This is a genomic window from Streptomyces speibonae (assembly GCF_984686075.1).
The window spans coordinates 2,634,050-2,650,476 of sequence record NZ_OZ480260.1; the positions used below are offsets into that span (position 1 = coordinate 2,634,050).

The window sequence follows — 16,427 nt, forward strand, 5'->3', positions numbered from 1 at the left end:
ATGGTGCCGCGAGGGCCGTGCGGGTGGGGTGCGGCCGGACCCTGGCGTTCATGTATGTAAATCCTGTTCATTCTATTGATTCGGGCCATGTCTGTGCGTAGAGTCCGGCCACCCCCCTCCTATACGGAACGGAATGGACGGAGCTCCCCGTGTCGAAGCAACTCCGTAGATCAGCAGGAGCGCGGCGGTCCGGCGCCATCGCCGTGGTTCTCGCCGTAGCCGCCGTCACCGCCACCGCGTGTTCCTCGGGTGGATCCGGCCAGCAGCAGGACGACTCCCAGCCACTGGAGGTCTGGATCCGGCAGGACGCCGGCACCCCCCACGCCGAGTCGGCCGAGGCCCTTACCAAGGCGTTCACCAAGGAAACCGGCATCGAGGCGAAGCTGGTCGCCGTCGGCGCCACCGACTTCGAGACCAAGCTCCAGCAGCGCACCGCGCAGAAGGACCTGCCCGACATCGTCATCAACGACACCGGCCAGCTGGGCAACATGGTGACCCAGGGTCTGGTCCGTGAGGTGGACCGCAAGGGCATCGCCGGGAGCGGTGACCTCGCCGACCGTGCCTGGGAGGCGGCGCAGGGGTACGACGGGAAGTACTACGGGGTGCCCTTCAACTCGCAGGCCTTCGCGCTGCTGATACGCAAGGACTGGCGGGAGAAGGTGGGGGCCGACGTACCCAAGTCGTGGGACGAGCTGACGGAGCTCGCGGTGAAGTTCACCGAGGACGACCCGGACGGCAACGGCAAGGACGACACCGCCGGCATGGTGGTGCCGGGCACCACCACTCGCGGCTACCTGACCTGGTGGTTCTCCACCATGCTGTGGTCGGAGGGCGGCGACTTCGTCAAGAAGCAGGGCGACGGCTACACGGCCGCGGTCAACGAGCCCGGCTCGGTGCAGGCCGTCGAGAAGCTTCAGGCGATGTTCTGCGACTCCAAGGTCGTCCAGCCGGGCGCCAGCACCGCGGACTCCTCCACCACGCACACCGTGTTCGAGAGCGGCAAGGGCGGCATCTACCTGACCGGCCCGTACATGCTGCCGCGCTTCGACGGCTCGCTGGGCAAGGACAAGTACGAGGTCGTCGCGCCCCCGCCGGGCGCCGAGGGCGCGTCCGCACTGGCGGAGGGCGAGAACGTCTACCTGATGGCCGGCTCGGGCAACGAGTCGGGACAGCAGAAGTTCGCCGAGTTCGCCGCCTCCCCCGAGGGCCAGAAGATCGGCATGGGCGTCGACAACGGCGGCGTCATCGTGCGGCTTCCGGTGAACACCAAGGTGGACGGCGCCGCCGAGCGCAAGGACCCGCGCTGGGACGTCTTCCAGAAGGTCTACGACGAGTCCGGCCGCAACGCGCCCGCCCTGCCGAACTGGGCCACCGTCCGGCAGATCTCCTCCGAGGGCCTCAACGGCGTGGTCTCGGACTGCTCGCGCGACGTCGCCGGCGCGATGGACAAGCTCGCCGGTGAGATCGACTCGGAGCTCGAGAAGCAGGAGGCCAAGGGCTGATGGCGGTGACCGAGGCGCGGGCGCCGCGCAAGGCGGACATCCGGCGCCCGCCTCGTACGGACCAGCCGGTGAAGGCGCGGCTGCGCCGGGCCGCGACGCCGTGGCTGTTCCTGGCGCCCGCCCTGCTGCTCTTCCTGTACTTCAAGTTCATCCCCATGGCTCAGGCCGTACAGATGAGCTTCCAGGAGGTCCGGCCGTTCCTCGGTAACACCTACGTCGGCGGCGAGAACTACTCCGAGATCGCGGGGAGCGCCGACTTCGGGGCGGCGGTGTGGCACACGGTGTTCCTGGCCGTGGCCACCACCGCCGGCTCGATCGTGATCGGGCTGGCGCTGGCCCTGCTGCTGGAAGGCCAGACCCGGTCCCTGTGGTTCATCCGGTCGGCGATCTTCCTGCCGGTGGTCACCGCCATGGCGGTGGTGGCCGAGGTGTGGCGGGTCATGTACTACCCGGCCGAGGGCGGTGCGCTGAACTCGGTGCTCGGCGTCCTCGGCCTGGGGCCCAGCGAGTTCCTCAACTCGCCGGACAGCTCACTGGCGTCCATCGCCTTCGTCGGCATCTGGCGGGGCGCCCCCTACGACATGATGATCTTCCTGGCGGGCCTCGCCGGTGTGGACCGGATGCTCTACGAGGCCTCGGCGGTCGACGGCGCCTCGCGCTTCCGCCGGATCTGGCACATCACGCTGCCCGGTCTGCGCCCGGTGTTCGCGATCCTGCTGACCCTGGCCGCGATCCGTGGCCTGCGCATCTTCACCGAGGTGTTCCTGCTCACCAACGGCGGGCCCGACGGCTCGACGGAGGTGCTGCTGACCCTGACGTACAAGCTCGGTCTCGAACGCAACGAGCTGGGGGTCGCGGCGGCCGGAACCGTTCTGCTGTTCCTGATTCTGCTGGTGCTGACGATCGCGTCGCGCCTGCGCCGTAGGGATGTGAGGGCCCGATGAGGAATGAGACGGCGCTCGGCCTCCAGGAGGCGCGCGGGCCGTGGGCCCGGGTGCTGCGGTTCGTCCTGTACACCGCTTTGTTCGTGGTCTTCGCGGGGCCGCTGCTGGCGCTGATGGTCGGCGCCTTCACGCCGACCGTGGACCCGACGCAGTTCACCCTGGTCCCCGACCAGCTGTCCTGGGAGAACGTCGAGCGGGCCATCGACCGGAACGTCCTGGACTACCTCCTCAACTCGTTCATCGTGGTGGGCGGCGGACTGTTCCTTCAGGTGCTGGTGAGCGTCCTCGCCGGCTACGCCCTGGCGCGGAAGAAGTTCCGCGGCGCGGCGGCGGTGATGGTGCTCATCCTGGCGACGATGATGCTGCCGGAGGAGGTCCTGGCCGTGCCGCTGTCGGTGCTGCTGGCCGACCTGCCGGTGCTGCACATCAACCTGGTCGGCTCGCTGGTCGGCATGATCGTGCCGGTGGCGGCGTGGGGCTTCTCCATCCTGGTGATGACCGAGTTCATGAAGGAGATCCCCAAGGAGCTGGAGGAGTCGGCACGGCTGGACGGCGCGGGTGAGCTGCGCATCTTCTGGCAGGTGGTCCTGCCGCTGTGCCGGCCCGCGCTGGGCGTGATCGGCATCTTCGGGTTCACGATGATCTGGGACCAGTACATGCTGCCGCTGCTGGTGGCCACCGACCCGGCGCAGTACACCCTGCCGCTGGCGCTGCGCTCCCTGCGCTCGGACGACCAGGTGGGCATCGGGGTGCTGCTCGTGGGCGCGTTCCTGGCGATGCTGCCGTCCGTGCTCGCCTTCCTGGCCCTGCAGCGCTCGTTCATCCGGGGGCTGACGTCGGGGGCGGTGAAGGGGTAGGACCACGCGGGGCCCCTGGGCCCCGGGCAGGTGAAGAGGTGGGCCCGGGGCCCCGCGTGTGTCATGCGAGACCCGACGCGGGGGGACGTCACGCGGAGTGTGACGTCCCCCCGCGTCCCCCGCGTCCCCCGCGTCCCCCGCGCGTCCCCCCGCGCGTCAGCCGGGCCGGCGCCCGGACGCGTCGAGGAAGGCGGCGAGGGCACGCAGCGCGAGGCCGTTGGTCAGTCCGCCGTTCGGGAAGCGGGACGCGCCACGGATGAACTCGCTGACCGGCGCCTGCGGCCATCCGCCCTCGGATCCCTGTGCGAGCAGCCAGACCACACCCCGGTGGACACCCTCGTCGTCCGCGCCGCGCCCGGCGGACAGCAGGGCCCACACCGCCCACGCGGTCTCCTCCACCGTTCCCGGCGTCACCCCATCGCCCGTGCTCCACGAACCGTCCGGACGCTGGGTACGCACCAGCCAGTCGGCGGCCCGCCGGGCGGCGGGATGTCCGCCGGCCCCGGCCTTCACCAGCGCCTCCAGCACCACCGACGTTCCGGAGGTGTGGCCGCGGTACCAGACCGAGTCGAACGAGCCGTCCTCCCGCCCGCTGCCCAGCAGCCAGCGCACCGCCGCCCGCACGGACCGCCCGTCCGCGGGCACCCCCGCGTTCAGCAGCGCGACCAGGGCCTGGGCCGTGGTGTGCGGGCAGGGGCCGCAGTTGTCGACCTTGGTGTTGCGGACACACAGACTCCACGAACCCCGGCCGTCCTGCTGTGCGAGCAGCCACTCCACGCCCCGGGCGACATGCGCGTCCTCCCTCCCGCCGGGCATGCACGCAAGAGCGGACGTGATCTCGGCGGTCTCCACGGCCGCCGGCCAGCCGTGCGGCGAGGACCACCCCCAGAAGCCCGCCGGGCAGCCGAAGGCGGCGAAGGGCTGGTCCTGCTGACGGTCATGGAACAGCGACCGGGACAGAGCCAGCCGCGGGTCGGCACCGTAGCCGGCCCCCATCAGGCCCTCGACGGCATAGACGGACCAGGTCAGATCCAGCGGCATCATGTTCCACGAGCCGTCCGGGTTCGCCTTCGAGCGCAGCCACTCCACGGTCAGCGCCACCAGATCCGGTGCCGCGCCCGACCGCGCCAGCGCCTCGCAGGTCAGACCCGCCGCCCAGGGATCCTCGCTGAACTCCCCCGTCATCCCCTCGTGTTCGTAGATCTGCCGGATCAGCCGGAGCGCGGCAGGCGTTCCCATCCGGTCGAGCAACCGCCCCGCCGGGCCCCGTGGACGGGTACGGGCCTGAGAAAGCGCCGCGGCAGCGACCAGCGGCGCACGGAAATCGAGCAGCTCACGGAACAACCGCGGAAAAGCGGCGAGTCCGAGAGGCAGCCTCGGGAGGTTCTCTGCATCCAGCCAGCCGGCCCGGGCATAAAACCGCCTGCACACCGCAGCCATCTCCCGATGGGGAATCGCCTCCAGCCCGCCGTAATCGTCGAGCCACGACCGGGCCGCACGGACGGTCTCATCCGCCCGTCGCGGCGCGAGTTCATGCAGCACCGCCGCGGCGACCGCGGTGGGACCGGCCTCGGACGGCATATCACGAATGGTGCTCCAGCCACCGTCCGCGGCCTGGTGACGGCACAGCCACTCCACGCCTCTCACCACGAGATCCGCGGAACGCACCGGATCGGCGCAGTGCAGCGCGGAGACAGCACCCACCGTCGCCAGCACCGACGTCCATTTCTCCCCTCCATAATCGAATACCCCGTCAGGCCGCTGTACGTCCCAAAGAGCACGTGCACCGGCATGCATCGCGTCATTGACCTGGTCAAGCAGTTGCGGACTCGTCGGCTGCACCTGTTCCTCCCTTCTCCTGGAACTCCTGAAGCTTCGTGAAATCACCATTCCTTGACAGGGTCGAGACGCTTCTCGTAAATTTCGGCCAACTGTGCCGAACCGAACGGAGATCGCCAGTGTCATTACGCATCATCGGGGCCGGAATCGGGCGCACCGGAACGTTCTCTCTGCATCTCGGCCTGAGCGAATTGCTGGGCCGGAAGTGCTATCACATGCTAGAGGTGACCCAGCGCCCCGAGCATGTCTCGCCGTGGGAACAAGCCTTTACGGAAGGCAGTCCCTCGTCCGGCTGGGAGAGTTTTTTCGACGGTTACGGCGCCGCCGTCGGCGGGCCCACGTCGGCATTCTGGCGTGAGCTGCAGACCGTGTTCCCGGAGGCGCTCGTGGTGCTTTCGGTCCGTGACACCGAGGATTGGTGGCGCAGCTTTTCGCAGACGGTCGTCCCCGTGCTGGAGCGGCACCTGGCGCACCCGGAGCACGCGGACGCGCGGATCATCGAACTGGGCCACCTCACGACCGTCGAGCACCTGACGGCCGCCTGGGCCGACGAGCGCGCCGCCAAAGCCGCCTATGAGGCGCACAACGACGAGGTGCGCTCGCTCGTGCCGGCCGACCGGCTGGTCGAGTGGTCCCCCGCCGACGGGTGGGGGCCGCTGTGCCGCGCCCTGGACGTACCAGAACCTGAGCGACCGTTCCCGCACCGCAACACCACGGCGGAGCTTCGGGCCATGGCGCAGCTGTGACCCGACCGCGGTTCGACCGCACCCGCTTTCCCGCCGGCGCATAAGTGTCACTTCCTTTCCTGACCAGTAAGTCAGGTGCTCTCCACCAGCGAATGACTTCCGCGTCGCGGATTCTGTGATAGCAGCAGCCCTCTCCCGTGTCAGGAGTGCCACGGGCGCCGCCGGCAGCGCCCGCACCGGCCCGTCCCACTAAGCAGTCAGCGCCGTCGCCGTCGCGCGTCCGGCACCGCCCGCTCCGCCCATCACGCCAGATCAGACCGGTACGAGCGAATGCACCGGCTTCCGCACGAGGACCTGGCCGCGACTCGCGCAGCTTTCCCCCGCACGACGCCGCTGCGCGAAATAAACATGGCAAAGGTCACACTGCGACGGGGGAAGCATTCCCCGACCGCCGCATACCGACGCTCCAATTGCCACCCCATCCGGAACAAATCGCCCTTTCCGGACTTCATCGGACCGGTGCTTGCGCGGGGAGCCGTTACATGGTCAAACTGAGAGAGTCGGCGCTCCATAAGCCGCCGTATGGAACAGTGCTCCCCCATTCTCGCGCCTGTTCTGTCTCCGGTCTCCCCCACCGATTCCTCTGCGCTCCCCTCATCACGTCACCGCGCGCATTCCCTTTCACCGCGCCGTCATCACCAAGCGGTCGCGGCTGCCTTCTCCCTGCCCCATGGCACGTCGACAGGAAGGCCATCCCGTGGATCCGGCAATACACGAACTCTCCCTGAACGAAAACCATTCGGCACTGTTACCCGGTGTGGCCCGGGCGGTCCGGGAGTCGAGTGAGCACGTCAATCTTACCCTCGACGCCCTCGCCACCGGGCTCACCGAGGAACTGGCACGCCGGCTCGGCCTGCCGCCTGCCCGGGTCGTGGCGGGCCCGGGGTCGGCCGCGCTGCTCCAGCAGTTCCTGAACGCCCACGCCGGGCCGGGCACCGAAGTGGTGCACGCCTGGCCGTCGTTCGAGATGTATCCGCTCCTGATCCGCAACGCCGGGGCCGAACCGGTCGCGGTACCGCTGACCGGCCAGGAGCACGATCTGACCGCCATGGCCGCCGCCGTGACGGACCGCACCAAGGCGGTCCTGCTGTGCAACCCGAACAACCCGACGGGCGAGGTACTCGGGCACGACCGGCTGAAGGACTTCATGGCCGCGCTGCCGCCGGGCGTGCTGGTGCTGGTCGACGAGGCGTACCGCGAGTTCGCGGGGCCCGGCGAACTCGCCGACGCCATGACGCTGGCGGAACGTGACGAACGGATCGCGGTCGTGCGGACGTTCTCCAAGTCGCACGGGCTGCTCGGACTGCGGGTCGGCCATCTGGCCGGTGCGGAGGCGGTGGTCGGGCCACTGCACAGGATGACGCCGTTCTTCCGGGTGAGCACCGTCGCGCAGGCCGCCGCGATGGCCGCGCTGGAGGCCGAGGACGCGATGCGGGATCGATGCGCCGAGGTCGCCCGGGAGCGGGACCGGGTCAGGGCCGGGCTGCTGGACCTGGGCCTGGAGGTGCCGCCCAGCGGCGCGAACTTCCTCTGGCTGCCGCTCGGTGAGCGGGGCAAGGCGTTCGTGGACCATCTGGAGGCCCAGGGTGTGAGGGTGCGTGAGATCGCGGGCGCGGGCGTGCGCGTGAGCACCGGCACCCCGGAGGCCAACGACGCCGTCCTGACCCTGGCCAAGGATTTCGTCGCGAAGGAACACACCGCTCAGGAGGGTCCGGCGCCGGAGTGTGCCGGATGACCGCCGAGACCGTGGCGGTCCGGGAGGTCACGCTGTCCCCGGCGGCCAGGGCACTGCGCCGGGAGCTCGACGTCCGCTGGCCGGACGGCGGTGACCGGTTGCACGAGATCGCCCGCTACGCACTGCTCGCCCCCGGCAAGCTGCTGCGGCCGCTGCTGCTGGTGACCTCCGCCGAGGCGACCGGCGGATCGCGCGACGAGGTGATTCCGGCGGCGCTGGCCGTGGAGTACCTGCACGTGGCCTCGCTGATCCACGACGACGTCATCGACGGCGACGACCTGCGGCGCGGCCAGAGTTCCGTGCACGCGCTCTACGGTGTGCCGGACGCGATCGCCACCGGGGACGCACTGCTGTTCCAGGTGTTCTCGGTGGTCGCCGAGTGCACCGCGCTCGGGGTGCCGGACACGGCTGTGCTGGCCGCGGTCCGGGTGCTGGCGGAAGCCGGCGAGGACCTGTGCCGGGGACAGGTGCAGGAGACGACGCTGGCCGACGCGTGGCCCGGCGAGGGCGGCCTGGACGCCTACCGGGAGATGGCCTCGCTCAAGACCGGGGCCCTGCTGCGGGCCTCCTGCCGGGCCGGTGCGCTGCTCAGCGGAGGCTCGCCGGAGGAGACCGAGGCGGTCACCGCCTTCGCCGGCCACCTGGGGCTGGCCTACCAGATGTACGACGACCTGCTGCCGTATCTCGCGGACCCGGCCGTCACCGGCAAACCCGGCACGAGTGACGCCGCCAACCTGCGTCCGACCTTCCCGGTGCTGCTGGCCCACCAGGCCGCAGGCCCGGACGACCGACGCCGTCTGGAGCGGGCCCTCGGCGGCGGGCTCACCCCGCAGGCCACCTTCGCCGCGCTGCGCGAGGTGGTCGTCGCGACCGGCGCCCTCGACCTCGCCCGGGCGCAGGCGTATGCCGAGATCGCGCAGGCGGGAAAGGCGCTGACCCCGCTGCCCCGCAGCGACGCGCGAGGACTGCTCGCGGCGATCGCGGACCTGACCGTGCGCCGGGACCGCTAGCCGTGGCGGGCCGGTGGACACGCGGCCGGACGACCGTCCTGGCCCATGTGCAGACCTGGCGTCCGTACACGACGGGCTATCCCGCCCTGCTCGGGCTGGCCGGCGCCGTCTGGGCCGGAGGCACCGGAACGGGGCGGCCGGCGGTCGCCGCGGCCGCGACGGCGCTGGGCTGGCTGTCCGGGCACTATCTGGGTGACTGGTTCGACCGGAAGCTGGACGCGATCGGAAAGCCGCAGCGGCCGATCCCCTCCGGACGGCTGTCGGCGGACGCGGCGCTGGCGGGCGGGGTCGTGTGCGCGACGGCCAGCGCCGTCCTGGTGGTCGCCGCCAACTGGGCCATCCTGCCGCTGTTCCTGACGACGGTGGCCGGCATCGTCGGCTACAGCCGGGTCTTCAAGAAGCGCGGTCTGTCCGGGAACGTGTCCCGGGGCGCGCTGGCCGCCCTCGCCGTCGTGATCGGCGCGATGATCGCACGGCCCGAGCCGCCCTGGTCGCTGCTGCCGGTGGCCGCCGGGCTCCTGCTGCACGACACCGCGTCGAACCTGGTCGGCACCGTGCGGGACGTGGACGGCGACCGGGCGGGCGGGTACCGCTCGGTACCGGTACGGCACGGCGTGCGGCACGCGGTCCGGCTGGCCCTCGCCCTGTACGCGGGCGGTCTCGCGCTGGTCGCCTCGGCCGCCGTATGGGCACCGCGCGACGCGGCCGGGCAGGTGTCGCTGCTCGCCGTCGCCGCGGGCTGCGGCACGGCCGCATTCGTACCGCTGCTGCGGTCGGGGCCCTCGATCGACGCCCGGTCCGCACTGCGCGCGCACGAGGTACTGGTCGCGGAGCGGCTGGTGCTGGCCGCCGCGGTCCTCGCCGGTGCCCGGGGGGTGGTCACGGCCACCGTCGTCCTGGTGCCGGTCCTGATCTTCTCCCTGGTCACCCAGAGGCTGATGCGCGCGTGCCACGAGTTCCCGACCGCCCCGACCGCCCTCGTCGGAAAGGATCCCGCGGCATGACCACACCTCTGCTCGTGGACGAGGCCCCCGATGCGATCGACGCGGCCGCCGGCACTGCGTCCGCGGCGCCACGACCGGACGGCGTGTTCGGCCGCGGAGCGCCCGCTCCGGTGCCGCCGCCGGTGACCGTCGGTGCGGTCGGCGCACCGCGCTCCGCCCGTCCCGAAGGCTCCGCCGGCCTCGTCGCCCGGGGCGCCGCACGGCCGGGCCGGGCGGCCGGGAGGGGCCCGGCCACCGCCCGGTCCTCCAGGACGCTCCGGCTGCCGAGGAGCGCCCGATGAACGTGGACGCGGTGGTGTGCGGCGCGGGTGTCGGCGGTCTGGCGGCGGCCTGTGCGCTGGGACGGCTGGGCCTGCGCGTGCTGCTGGTGGAGAAGCAGCCCCGGCCCCGGCCGGTGGCCAAGGGCGAGGTCTTTCAGCCCGGTGCGCTGCGGGTCCTGGGCGACTGGGGCGTGTCCGGGGCGCTGGAGCGGGCGGGCGCGTTGCGCCTGGACCGGCTTGTCGCCCGTGACCAGGACGGCACCGCGCGGATGACGCTGGACTACCGGCGGCTGCCCGTCGACGGCAACTGGCTGCTGGCGCACGACTACCCGGCCATCCTGCGCGCGTTCACCGAGGCGTTGCCGCCCTCCGTCGAGTTGCGTCGCGGCGTGCTCGCGGACGAACTGCTCCGGCGCCCCGACGGCCGCGTCACGGGTGTACGGCTGACCGGGGACGGCACGCCGCGCACCGTGTCGGCGGCGCTGGTGGTGGCGGCCGACGGAATCTCCTCCCGGCTTCGGCGGGCGGCCGGGATCGGCCTGGCCCGGCAGGAGTATCCGCACCGGCTGGTCGCGATGGAGCTGACCGGCGCGCCGGAGGTCGATGCCGACTTCTCGGCGTACGTCACCGCGCGCGGGCTGCGGCTGCGTTATCCGCTTCCGGGGGGCCGGGTCCGGCTGTACGCGCAAGTCGGGCCCGGGGAGTTGCGCGGGGCGGAACCGGGTGAGCAGGCCCGCTGGGCCGCCGCGCTGGTCCGGGACACCCCGGCGCTCGGCCCGCTGGCGGACGCGATCCACGAGGCCCTGCCACGGCGTCAGACCCTGCCGGTCGGCCGGGCGCTGGCGCCCCGGCTGACCCGGCCGGGACTGGCTCTGGTCGGTGACTGCGGGCACCTCGTGCATCCGATGGCGGCTCAGGGCATGAACAGTGCCGTCGCCGACGCCGACCGCCTGGCCGCGGTGCTGCGGGAGTGCGGTGACCTGACGGACGCGTCCGTGGACCGGGCGCTGCTCGCGTACGGACGGGCGCGCCACGCCGACCTCGTACACGTGGGGCGGATCAGCCACAACGCCGCGCGCATGGTGACCGACCTGTCGTGGACGGGCCGGCTGCTGGGACGGCGTGCCCTGCGGTGCACGGGCGCCAACGACCGGATCCGCTACACGGTCATGTACAACATGGCCGGGCTCGGCACGCATCCGCTGACCCTTCTCGACCGGCTGCACCAGATCGGGCTGCTGCCGGACCCGCGGGCGCGGCAGGAGCCGGCGTGGGCGCGGCACACATGACGCCTCTTCTCTGTCCTGCCCGGGAGCAGCTTTCGCGGGCCGTCGGGAAAACCCGGAAAAGGTGATGTGGTGATGACGAGCAACGAAACCCGCTTCGAGGTCCGCCCGGTGTCGGGCGCGCTCGGCGCCGAGGTGCGCGGGGTGCCGTTCGGCCGGATGACGGAGGCGGACTTCACGGCCGTACGCGGACTTCTGCTGGAGCATCTGGTGCTGTTCTTCCCGGACGCGGCGGGGTTGGCACCCGAGGCGCACAAGGAGTTCGGCCGCTGGTTCGGCGAGCTGGAGGTGCACCCCTTCCTGCCCAAGCTGCCGGAGCACGACGAAGTCGTGGTACTCGACTCGGAGCTCGGCGCGAAGGCCGACGTCTGGCACACCGACGTGACGTTCTCGCCGTCTCCCCCGATCGCCTCGGTGCTGCAGCTCGTCGTGTCCCCGCCGGCCGGCGGGGACACGATGTGGAGCAACCAGTACCTGGCCTACGAGGCGGTGTCCCCGCCTCTGCGGGAGATGCTCGACGGGCTCACCGCGGTGCACGTCTTCGAGCACCCGTCCATGCCGTACCGCAGTGAAGCGGAACATCCGGTGGTCCGCACCCACCCGGAGACCGGCCGCCGGTCCCTGTACGTCAACCGGCTGTTCACCCGGCGCATAGCGCAACTGGCGCCCGGCGAGAGCGACGCGCTGCTGCGACATCTCTTCGAACTCTCCGAGAGCCCGCAGCGGGTGTGCCGGTACCGCTGGCAGCCGGGCGCGATCGCGATGTGGGACAACCGGGCCACCCAGCATTACGCGGTCAACGACTACACGGGCCGCCGCGTCGGCTGGCGGGTGACGATCCTGGGCGACAAGCCGGAGGGCGACGAGCCGCGCTGGCCCCACTGGTCGGCCGGAACGGACAGCGCCAGTGCCGAGAGGTCACGATGACCCGGTGATGGCGCCGGTCTTCCGCGCGGGCCGGTGGCCTGCGCACGGTGACCTCGCGTCCAGGGGGTGCCCGGCCGCTGTCCCCCGTGCGAGCTACGTGGAGGAGTCCACCGCGAGGTGACGATTCCGGGGCGGCGGATCCGTAGCGTTCGGGGTGTCGCGGCGAGGTGCCGCGAGTTCGTCGGATTCTGCGGTTCCACCGGTTGCACCGGTCCTGCGGTTCCACGGTTTCACAGGCTCGGTACGACCGGTTCGTTGAGGAGTAAGTCGTGAGAGTGGTCTGGCAGTTGCTGGCCCTGGTGCTGGTGTCCATGGTCGGGGGACAGAGCGTCAACGCGGTGAAGGACAACCCGTGGCTCAGCCTGGCCCTGGGTGGCGTGACGGTCGCGCTGTCCATCCTGGTGTACCGGTGGGTGGTACGGCGGACCGAGCGCCGGACGGTCACGGAGGCGGCCGGGGAAGGCGCCGTCTCCACGGTCGTCCGGGGTGTGCTGATCGGCATCGTGCTGTTCGGGTGCGTGATCGGGAACATCGCTCTGCTGGGGTACTACGAGATCGACGGCATAGGGTCGGTCACCGGTGCGGTCGGGCTCGCCGGGTTCATGGCCGCCGCCTCCGTCACGGAGGAACTGATGTTCCGCGGCGTGCTGTTCCGGGTCATCGAGGAACGCGGCGGTACGTGGTGGGCACTGGTGCCGACCAGTCTGCTGTTCGGGGCGTGGCACCTGCTCAACCCGGACGCCAGCCTGTGGGGCGCCGTGGTGATCGCGCTCTCGGCGGGCCCCATGCTGGGTGCCGCGTACGTCGCCACCCGCAATCTGTGGATGCCGATCGGTGTGCACTTCGGCTGGAACTACGCCGCGTCCGGCATCTTCAGCACCGAGGTCTCCGGCAACGACACCCAGCAGGGGCTGCTGGAATCCGCGACGTCCGGTCCGACCCTGATCGGCGGCGGGGAGTTCGGTCCCGAAGCGAGCCTGTACACGCTGGTGTTCGGTGTGCTGCTGACGATCGGCTTCCTGTGGCTGGCCCGCCGGCGCGGGAACCTGGTGCCGCATGGCGGGCGTGACGGGCGTGACGGCAGTGTCGACTCCGGCGTCGTTACACTCCCCCGGTGACCAGACTTCGGCGGGCCCGGGAGGCGTGGGGCCGATGGGACGTCACGCTCAGGGATCTTCCGCTCGGCGTGTTCTTCCTCGTGGCGCCCCTCCTGCCCCTGTTGCACAGCCGGGGCACGCAGTTCGGCGGGGTGCCGGACCGCCCGTACGACGCGCTGGCGGTCGCCGCGATCGCCCTGCAGTCCCTTCCGCTCGCCGTGCGACGGCGGCTGCCGATCGTCTGCCTCACCCTGGTGGCGGTCGGCTTCGCCGTGGACCAACTGCGCGGCTACCACTCCCACGCGGGCTCCGCACTGCCCATCGCGCTGCTGAGCGCGGGGGCGCATCTGGAGCAGTACCGGCGCACGACCGCGGCCGTCTTCTCCGTGGCGTACGTGCTGCTGGTGGCCGAGTTCCACCGGCGGGGCGCGGAGGAGACCCCGGCCGACTTCGTGACGTTCTACCTGGCGTTGTGCCTGGCGTGGGGCATCGGGGTGTGGCTGCGCTCCACGCGGCTCGCGGAGGCCGAACGGCGCCGGAGGGTCGCCGAGGAGACCCGCGCCGCCGAACGCTCGCGCATCGCACGGGAGTTGCACGACGTCGTGACGCACCATGTGACGGCGATGGTCGTCCAGGCGGAGGCGGCGCGGTATCTGACCGCCGCGCCGGACCGGCTCAGTGACACGCTGACCGCCGTCACCGACACGGGCCGGCGGGCCATCACCGATCTGCGGCACCTGCTCGACCTGCTCAACCCCGACCACGGCGGGGACGCCCGGACACCGCCCGTCGGCCGGCTGCTCACGCTGGTGGAGCAGACCCGCCGGGCCGGACAGCCGGTGGACTTCACGGAGAAGGGGACACCGGCCCCGTCGACCGGAAGTGCAGATCTCGTGGCGTACCGGGTGGTGCAGGAGGCTCTGACCAACGCTCTCAAGTACGCTCACGGAAGCCGTACTTCGGTTCAGGTGCAGCATACGGAGAGGGACATCACCGTGGAGGTCAGCACGGACGGTTCCGGGGCGCGCGTCGGCGCGTCGCCGGGCGGGAGCGGGCGGGGGCTCGCCGGTCTGCGCCAGCGGGTCGACGTCCTGGGCGGTGAGTTCAGCGCGGACAAGACTCCCGGCGGCGGATTCGTGGTACGGGCGCGGATACCCTCCGGGAAACCGGCGTGACCGCGAGTCCGATCCGCGTGCTGGTCTGCGACGACCAGTTGCTGATCCGTACCGGGCTGGTGACGATCATCGACGCCCAGCCCGATCTCGAGGTGGCGGGCGAGTGCGGGGACGGGCAGGCCGCCGTCGACCTCGCCGCCAAGGTGCGTCCGGACGTCGTGGTGATGGACGTCCGGATGCCGGTGCTCGACGGCATCGAGGCCACCCGGCAGCTGGCCGGGGCCGGGGTGGCGGAGCCGATCAAGGTACTCGTGGTGACGACGTTCAACCTGGACGAGTACGTGTACGAGGCGCTGCGCGCCGGGGCGAGCGGGTTCCTGCTGAAGGACGCGCCCCCGGACCGGCTGCTGCACGGGATCCGCACCGTGGCCATGGGCGCGGCGCTGCTGGACCCGGAGGTGACGCGGCAGCTCGTGGGCCGGTACGCCGCCCGGATCCGTCCCGCGGAGGGCGGGAGCCGGGAGATCCCGCTGACGCCGCGCGAGCTGGAGGTGCTCCGGCTCATCGCGGAGGGGCTGTCGAACAGCGAGATCGCCGCGTCGCTGGTGATCAGCCAGGAGACGGTCAAGACGTTCGTCTCGCGCATTCTGACCAAGCTTCAGCTTCGGGACCGGGTTCAGGCGGTTGTCTACGCGTACCGCCAGGGGTTGGTGACGTAGTTTCCGTCGGCCGTCGGGTCGGTTCTGGTGCCCTTTTGTCCTTTTGCCCTTTTGTCCTTTCAGCGTGCCCGGTGTGCCTCCAGGGGTGCGGCGGCTGCCGTCCCGGCGTCCTCCGGTACGCGGACCGTGGGGTTCGGGTCCGGTACGGCGGCCCTGGGTCCCCCCTCGCCTGCGTCGGTGGTGGTTCCGGCGGGCGGGGTGCTCGTCGACGTGAGTTCGATGCGGTCGCCCTCGCGGACCTGGGCGTAGAACCACTGCGCGTCCCGCGTGTTCATGTCCAGCCAGCCCGTGCCGTCCGACAGCTTCCGCAGCGCCCCGGTGTCGTAGGCCAGGGCGCCGGCGTAGACGGGTCCCCCGTCGGGCGTGCGCAGCTCCACCATGTACGGGACCTTGACCTCTTCGAGCTTCGGCTCGTCCCTCAGCCGCAGCACCGCGGTGTCGGCCTTGGCGACCACGGTCAGCCGGGTGCCGTCCGGGAAACGGCCGAAGGAGTGCGCGTCGATGCGCAGGACACGGTCGCGGACGGTGAGGGTGTGCAGGCCCAGGTCCAGCCGGCCCGACGGCGCGGGGTCGGGGACCCGGGTCGCCCGGCTCGGGGGTGCCATGCTCGGGGGTGCCATGCTCGGGGCGGCCGAGTCCGAGGCGGTGCCCGAGGCCTTGCCCGGCAGGTGCCCGTGCCTGTCGAGGTCCTCGGTGTGCAGGGTGAAGGCGGCCGCCGTCACCACGCAGAGCGCCGTCGCCGTGGTGCCGAGGGCGACGCTCGCCCTGCGGCGGCGGGAGCGGCGCCGGGCCCGGTCGCGGATCTCCGCGGCCTCCACACGTGGAGGGGTCTCGTGCTGTGCCGCCAACTCGCGCAGGGCATCGGCGAGTTCATCCGACACGGCCGCCCTCCCTCCAGGCCGGCTCCTCGGCCTCTTCCACCGCCAAATGCTTGGCCAGGGCCGCCCGTCCACGGGACAGCCTGACCTTGACCGTCCCCACGGGGGCCCCGGTCTCGGAGGCTACCTGCTCGACACTGAGGTCGCACAGGTGGTGAAGGACCACAGCCTTGCGTTGTGCCTCCGGCAGTTGCCGCAGGGCGGCGACCAGCGCGGCGCGGTCGGGCCCCGGGCCGGGTGTCGACTCCGGTGGCGGGGTGCGCCGCACCAGTTCAAGCCAGCGTTTCGCGCGGCGCCAGCGGCTCACCGCGAGGCGCATGGCGACGGTACGCACCCACGCCTCCGGGGCCTCGTCGGCCAACAGCTTGTGACGCCGGTCCCAGGCCCGCACGAACGCCTCCTGGACCACGTCCTGGGCGTCGCCGAGGTCCCCGGTGAAGGTGTAGAGCTGCCCGGTCAGACGGGGGAAGGCGGCCGCATAGAAAGCGTCGAACTCGTCCTCGGTCAT

Annotated in this window: 16 protein-coding genes and 1 pseudogene; 13 read left to right on the forward strand and 4 right to left on the reverse strand. The window is 71.5% G+C overall.

The window, feature by feature from the left end:
- Positions 1–203 precede the first annotated feature (203 nt).
- Genes AC5L3C_RS11570 through AC5L3C_RS11580 form a run of 3 tightly spaced genes read left to right on the forward strand, consistent with a single transcriptional unit; the run spans position 204 to position 3,303 of the window.
- The gene (locus tag AC5L3C_RS11570) at positions 204–1,502 is read left to right on the forward strand and encodes a sugar ABC transporter substrate-binding protein (protein ID WP_493648917.1); all 1,299 of its coding nucleotides are present in this window, start codon (positions 204–206) and stop codon (positions 1,500–1,502) included.
- Complete coding sequence (locus AC5L3C_RS11575) at positions 1,502–2,446, forward strand: carbohydrate ABC transporter permease (RefSeq protein WP_493648919.1); 945 nt, start codon at positions 1,502–1,504, stop codon at positions 2,444–2,446. Before AC5L3C_RS11570 ends, AC5L3C_RS11575 begins: the two co-directional genes overlap by 1 nt.
- Complete coding sequence (locus AC5L3C_RS11580; protein WP_493648921.1) at positions 2,443–3,303, forward strand: carbohydrate ABC transporter permease; 861 nt, start codon at positions 2,443–2,445, stop codon at positions 3,301–3,303. Before AC5L3C_RS11575 ends, AC5L3C_RS11580 begins: the two co-directional genes overlap by 4 nt.
- Positions 3,304–3,459: 156 nt before the next feature.
- On the opposite strand, the gene AC5L3C_RS11585 is transcribed toward AC5L3C_RS11580, so the two are convergent.
- Both AC5L3C_RS11585 and AC5L3C_RS11590 read right to left on the reverse strand, forming a co-directional pair.
- Positions 3,460–4,542, reverse strand: a complete 1,083-nt coding sequence (locus tag AC5L3C_RS11585; protein ID WP_493653827.1) for a prenyltransferase/squalene oxidase repeat-containing protein — start codon at positions 4,540–4,542, stop codon at positions 3,460–3,462.
- Positions 4,543–4,701: 159 nt separating this feature from the next.
- Positions 4,702–5,268, reverse strand: a pseudogene (locus AC5L3C_RS11590) (prenyltransferase/squalene oxidase repeat-containing protein); the annotation flags it as partial.
- Between AC5L3C_RS11590 and AC5L3C_RS11595 the strand changes: the two are divergent.
- The 10 genes from AC5L3C_RS11595 to AC5L3C_RS11640 all read left to right on the forward strand — a co-directional run bounded on the left by AC5L3C_RS11595 (position 5,262) and on the right by AC5L3C_RS11640 (position 15,041).
- Positions 5,262–5,888 carry a sulfotransferase family protein gene (locus tag AC5L3C_RS11595; protein WP_125504222.1) on the forward strand — a complete coding sequence of 209 codons (627 nt, stop codon included), beginning with the start codon at positions 5,262–5,264 and terminating at the stop codon, positions 5,886–5,888. The pseudogene AC5L3C_RS11590 and the gene AC5L3C_RS11595 sit on opposite strands and share 7 nt — an antisense overlap.
- A gap of 670 nt (positions 5,889–6,558) precedes the next feature.
- A complete protein-coding gene (locus AC5L3C_RS11600; RefSeq protein ID WP_493648923.1) occupies positions 6,559–7,623 on the forward strand; it encodes an aminotransferase class I/II-fold pyridoxal phosphate-dependent enzyme in 1,065 nt (354 codons plus the stop codon).
- Positions 7,620–8,633 (forward strand): polyprenyl synthetase family protein, encoded by a 1,014-nt coding sequence (locus tag AC5L3C_RS11605; RefSeq protein WP_493648925.1) that lies wholly within the window; start codon positions 7,620–7,622, stop codon positions 8,631–8,633. Before AC5L3C_RS11600 ends, AC5L3C_RS11605 begins: the two co-directional genes overlap by 4 nt.
- 47 nt (positions 8,634–8,680) lie before the next feature.
- Complete coding sequence (locus tag AC5L3C_RS11610; RefSeq protein WP_493648927.1) at positions 8,681–9,637, forward strand: UbiA family prenyltransferase; 957 nt, start codon at positions 8,681–8,683, stop codon at positions 9,635–9,637.
- Complete coding sequence (locus tag AC5L3C_RS11615; RefSeq protein WP_493648929.1) at positions 9,634–9,918, forward strand: hypothetical protein; 285 nt, start codon at positions 9,634–9,636, stop codon at positions 9,916–9,918. Before AC5L3C_RS11610 ends, AC5L3C_RS11615 begins: the two co-directional genes overlap by 4 nt.
- Positions 9,915–11,186, forward strand: coding sequence for an FAD-dependent oxidoreductase (locus AC5L3C_RS11620; RefSeq protein WP_493648931.1), 1,272 nt, complete (start codon positions 9,915–9,917; stop codon positions 11,184–11,186). Before AC5L3C_RS11615 ends, AC5L3C_RS11620 begins: the two co-directional genes overlap by 4 nt.
- A 72-nt stretch (positions 11,187–11,258) precedes the next feature.
- On the forward strand, positions 11,259–12,110 hold the full coding sequence (locus AC5L3C_RS11625; protein WP_493648932.1) for a TauD/TfdA dioxygenase family protein: 852 nt from the start codon (positions 11,259–11,261) through the stop codon (positions 12,108–12,110).
- Between the two features lie 269 nt (positions 12,111–12,379).
- Positions 12,380–13,228, forward strand: coding sequence for a CPBP family intramembrane glutamic endopeptidase (locus AC5L3C_RS11630; RefSeq protein ID WP_493648933.1), 849 nt, complete (start codon positions 12,380–12,382; stop codon positions 13,226–13,228).
- Positions 13,225–14,382, forward strand: a complete 1,158-nt coding sequence (locus AC5L3C_RS11635) for a sensor histidine kinase (RefSeq protein WP_493648934.1) — start codon at positions 13,225–13,227, stop codon at positions 14,380–14,382. The genes AC5L3C_RS11630 and AC5L3C_RS11635 overlap by 4 nt, the downstream gene beginning before the upstream one ends.
- Positions 14,379–15,041 carry a response regulator gene (locus tag AC5L3C_RS11640; RefSeq protein ID WP_493648935.1) on the forward strand — a complete coding sequence of 221 codons (663 nt, stop codon included), beginning with the start codon at positions 14,379–14,381 and terminating at the stop codon, positions 15,039–15,041. The genes AC5L3C_RS11635 and AC5L3C_RS11640 overlap by 4 nt, the downstream gene beginning before the upstream one ends.
- A gap of 59 nt (positions 15,042–15,100) precedes the next feature.
- Here the strand turns inward: AC5L3C_RS11640 and AC5L3C_RS11645 are convergent, their stop codons facing one another.
- Together AC5L3C_RS11645 and AC5L3C_RS11650 are read right to left on the reverse strand one after the other, a co-directional pair.
- On the reverse strand, positions 15,101–15,922 hold the full coding sequence (locus tag AC5L3C_RS11645) for a hypothetical protein (RefSeq protein WP_185930905.1): 822 nt from the start codon (positions 15,920–15,922) through the stop codon (positions 15,101–15,103).
- Positions 15,912–16,427 (reverse strand): SigE family RNA polymerase sigma factor, encoded by a 516-nt coding sequence (locus tag AC5L3C_RS11650; protein WP_185930906.1) that lies wholly within the window; start codon positions 16,425–16,427, stop codon positions 15,912–15,914. Before AC5L3C_RS11650 ends, AC5L3C_RS11645 begins: the two co-directional genes overlap by 11 nt.

Coding starts and splice junctions, on each gene's coding strand:
- AC5L3C_RS11575 (WP_493648919.1), top strand. CDS start 1,502: ATGGCGGTGACCGAGGCGCGGGCGCCGCGCAAGGCGGACATCCGGCGC.
- AC5L3C_RS11580 (WP_493648921.1), top strand. CDS start 2,443: ATGAGGAATGAGACGGCGCTCGGCCTCCAGGAGGCGCGCGGGCCGTGG.
- AC5L3C_RS11585 (WP_493653827.1), bottom strand. CDS start 4,542: ATGGGAACGCCTGCCGCGCTCCGGCTGATCCGGCAGATCTACGAACAC.
- AC5L3C_RS11600 (WP_493648923.1), top strand. CDS start 6,559: ATGGCACGTCGACAGGAAGGCCATCCCGTGGATCCGGCAATACACGAA.
- AC5L3C_RS11605 (WP_493648925.1), top strand. CDS start 7,620: ATGACCGCCGAGACCGTGGCGGTCCGGGAGGTCACGCTGTCCCCGGCG.
- AC5L3C_RS11615 (WP_493648929.1), top strand. CDS start 9,634: ATGACCACACCTCTGCTCGTGGACGAGGCCCCCGATGCGATCGACGCG.
- AC5L3C_RS11620 (WP_493648931.1), top strand. CDS start 9,915: ATGAACGTGGACGCGGTGGTGTGCGGCGCGGGTGTCGGCGGTCTGGCG.
- AC5L3C_RS11625 (WP_493648932.1), top strand. CDS start 11,259: ATGACGAGCAACGAAACCCGCTTCGAGGTCCGCCCGGTGTCGGGCGCG.
- AC5L3C_RS11650 (WP_185930906.1), bottom strand. CDS start 16,427: ATGACCGAGGACGAGTTCGACGCTTTCTATGCGGCCGCCTTCCCCCGT.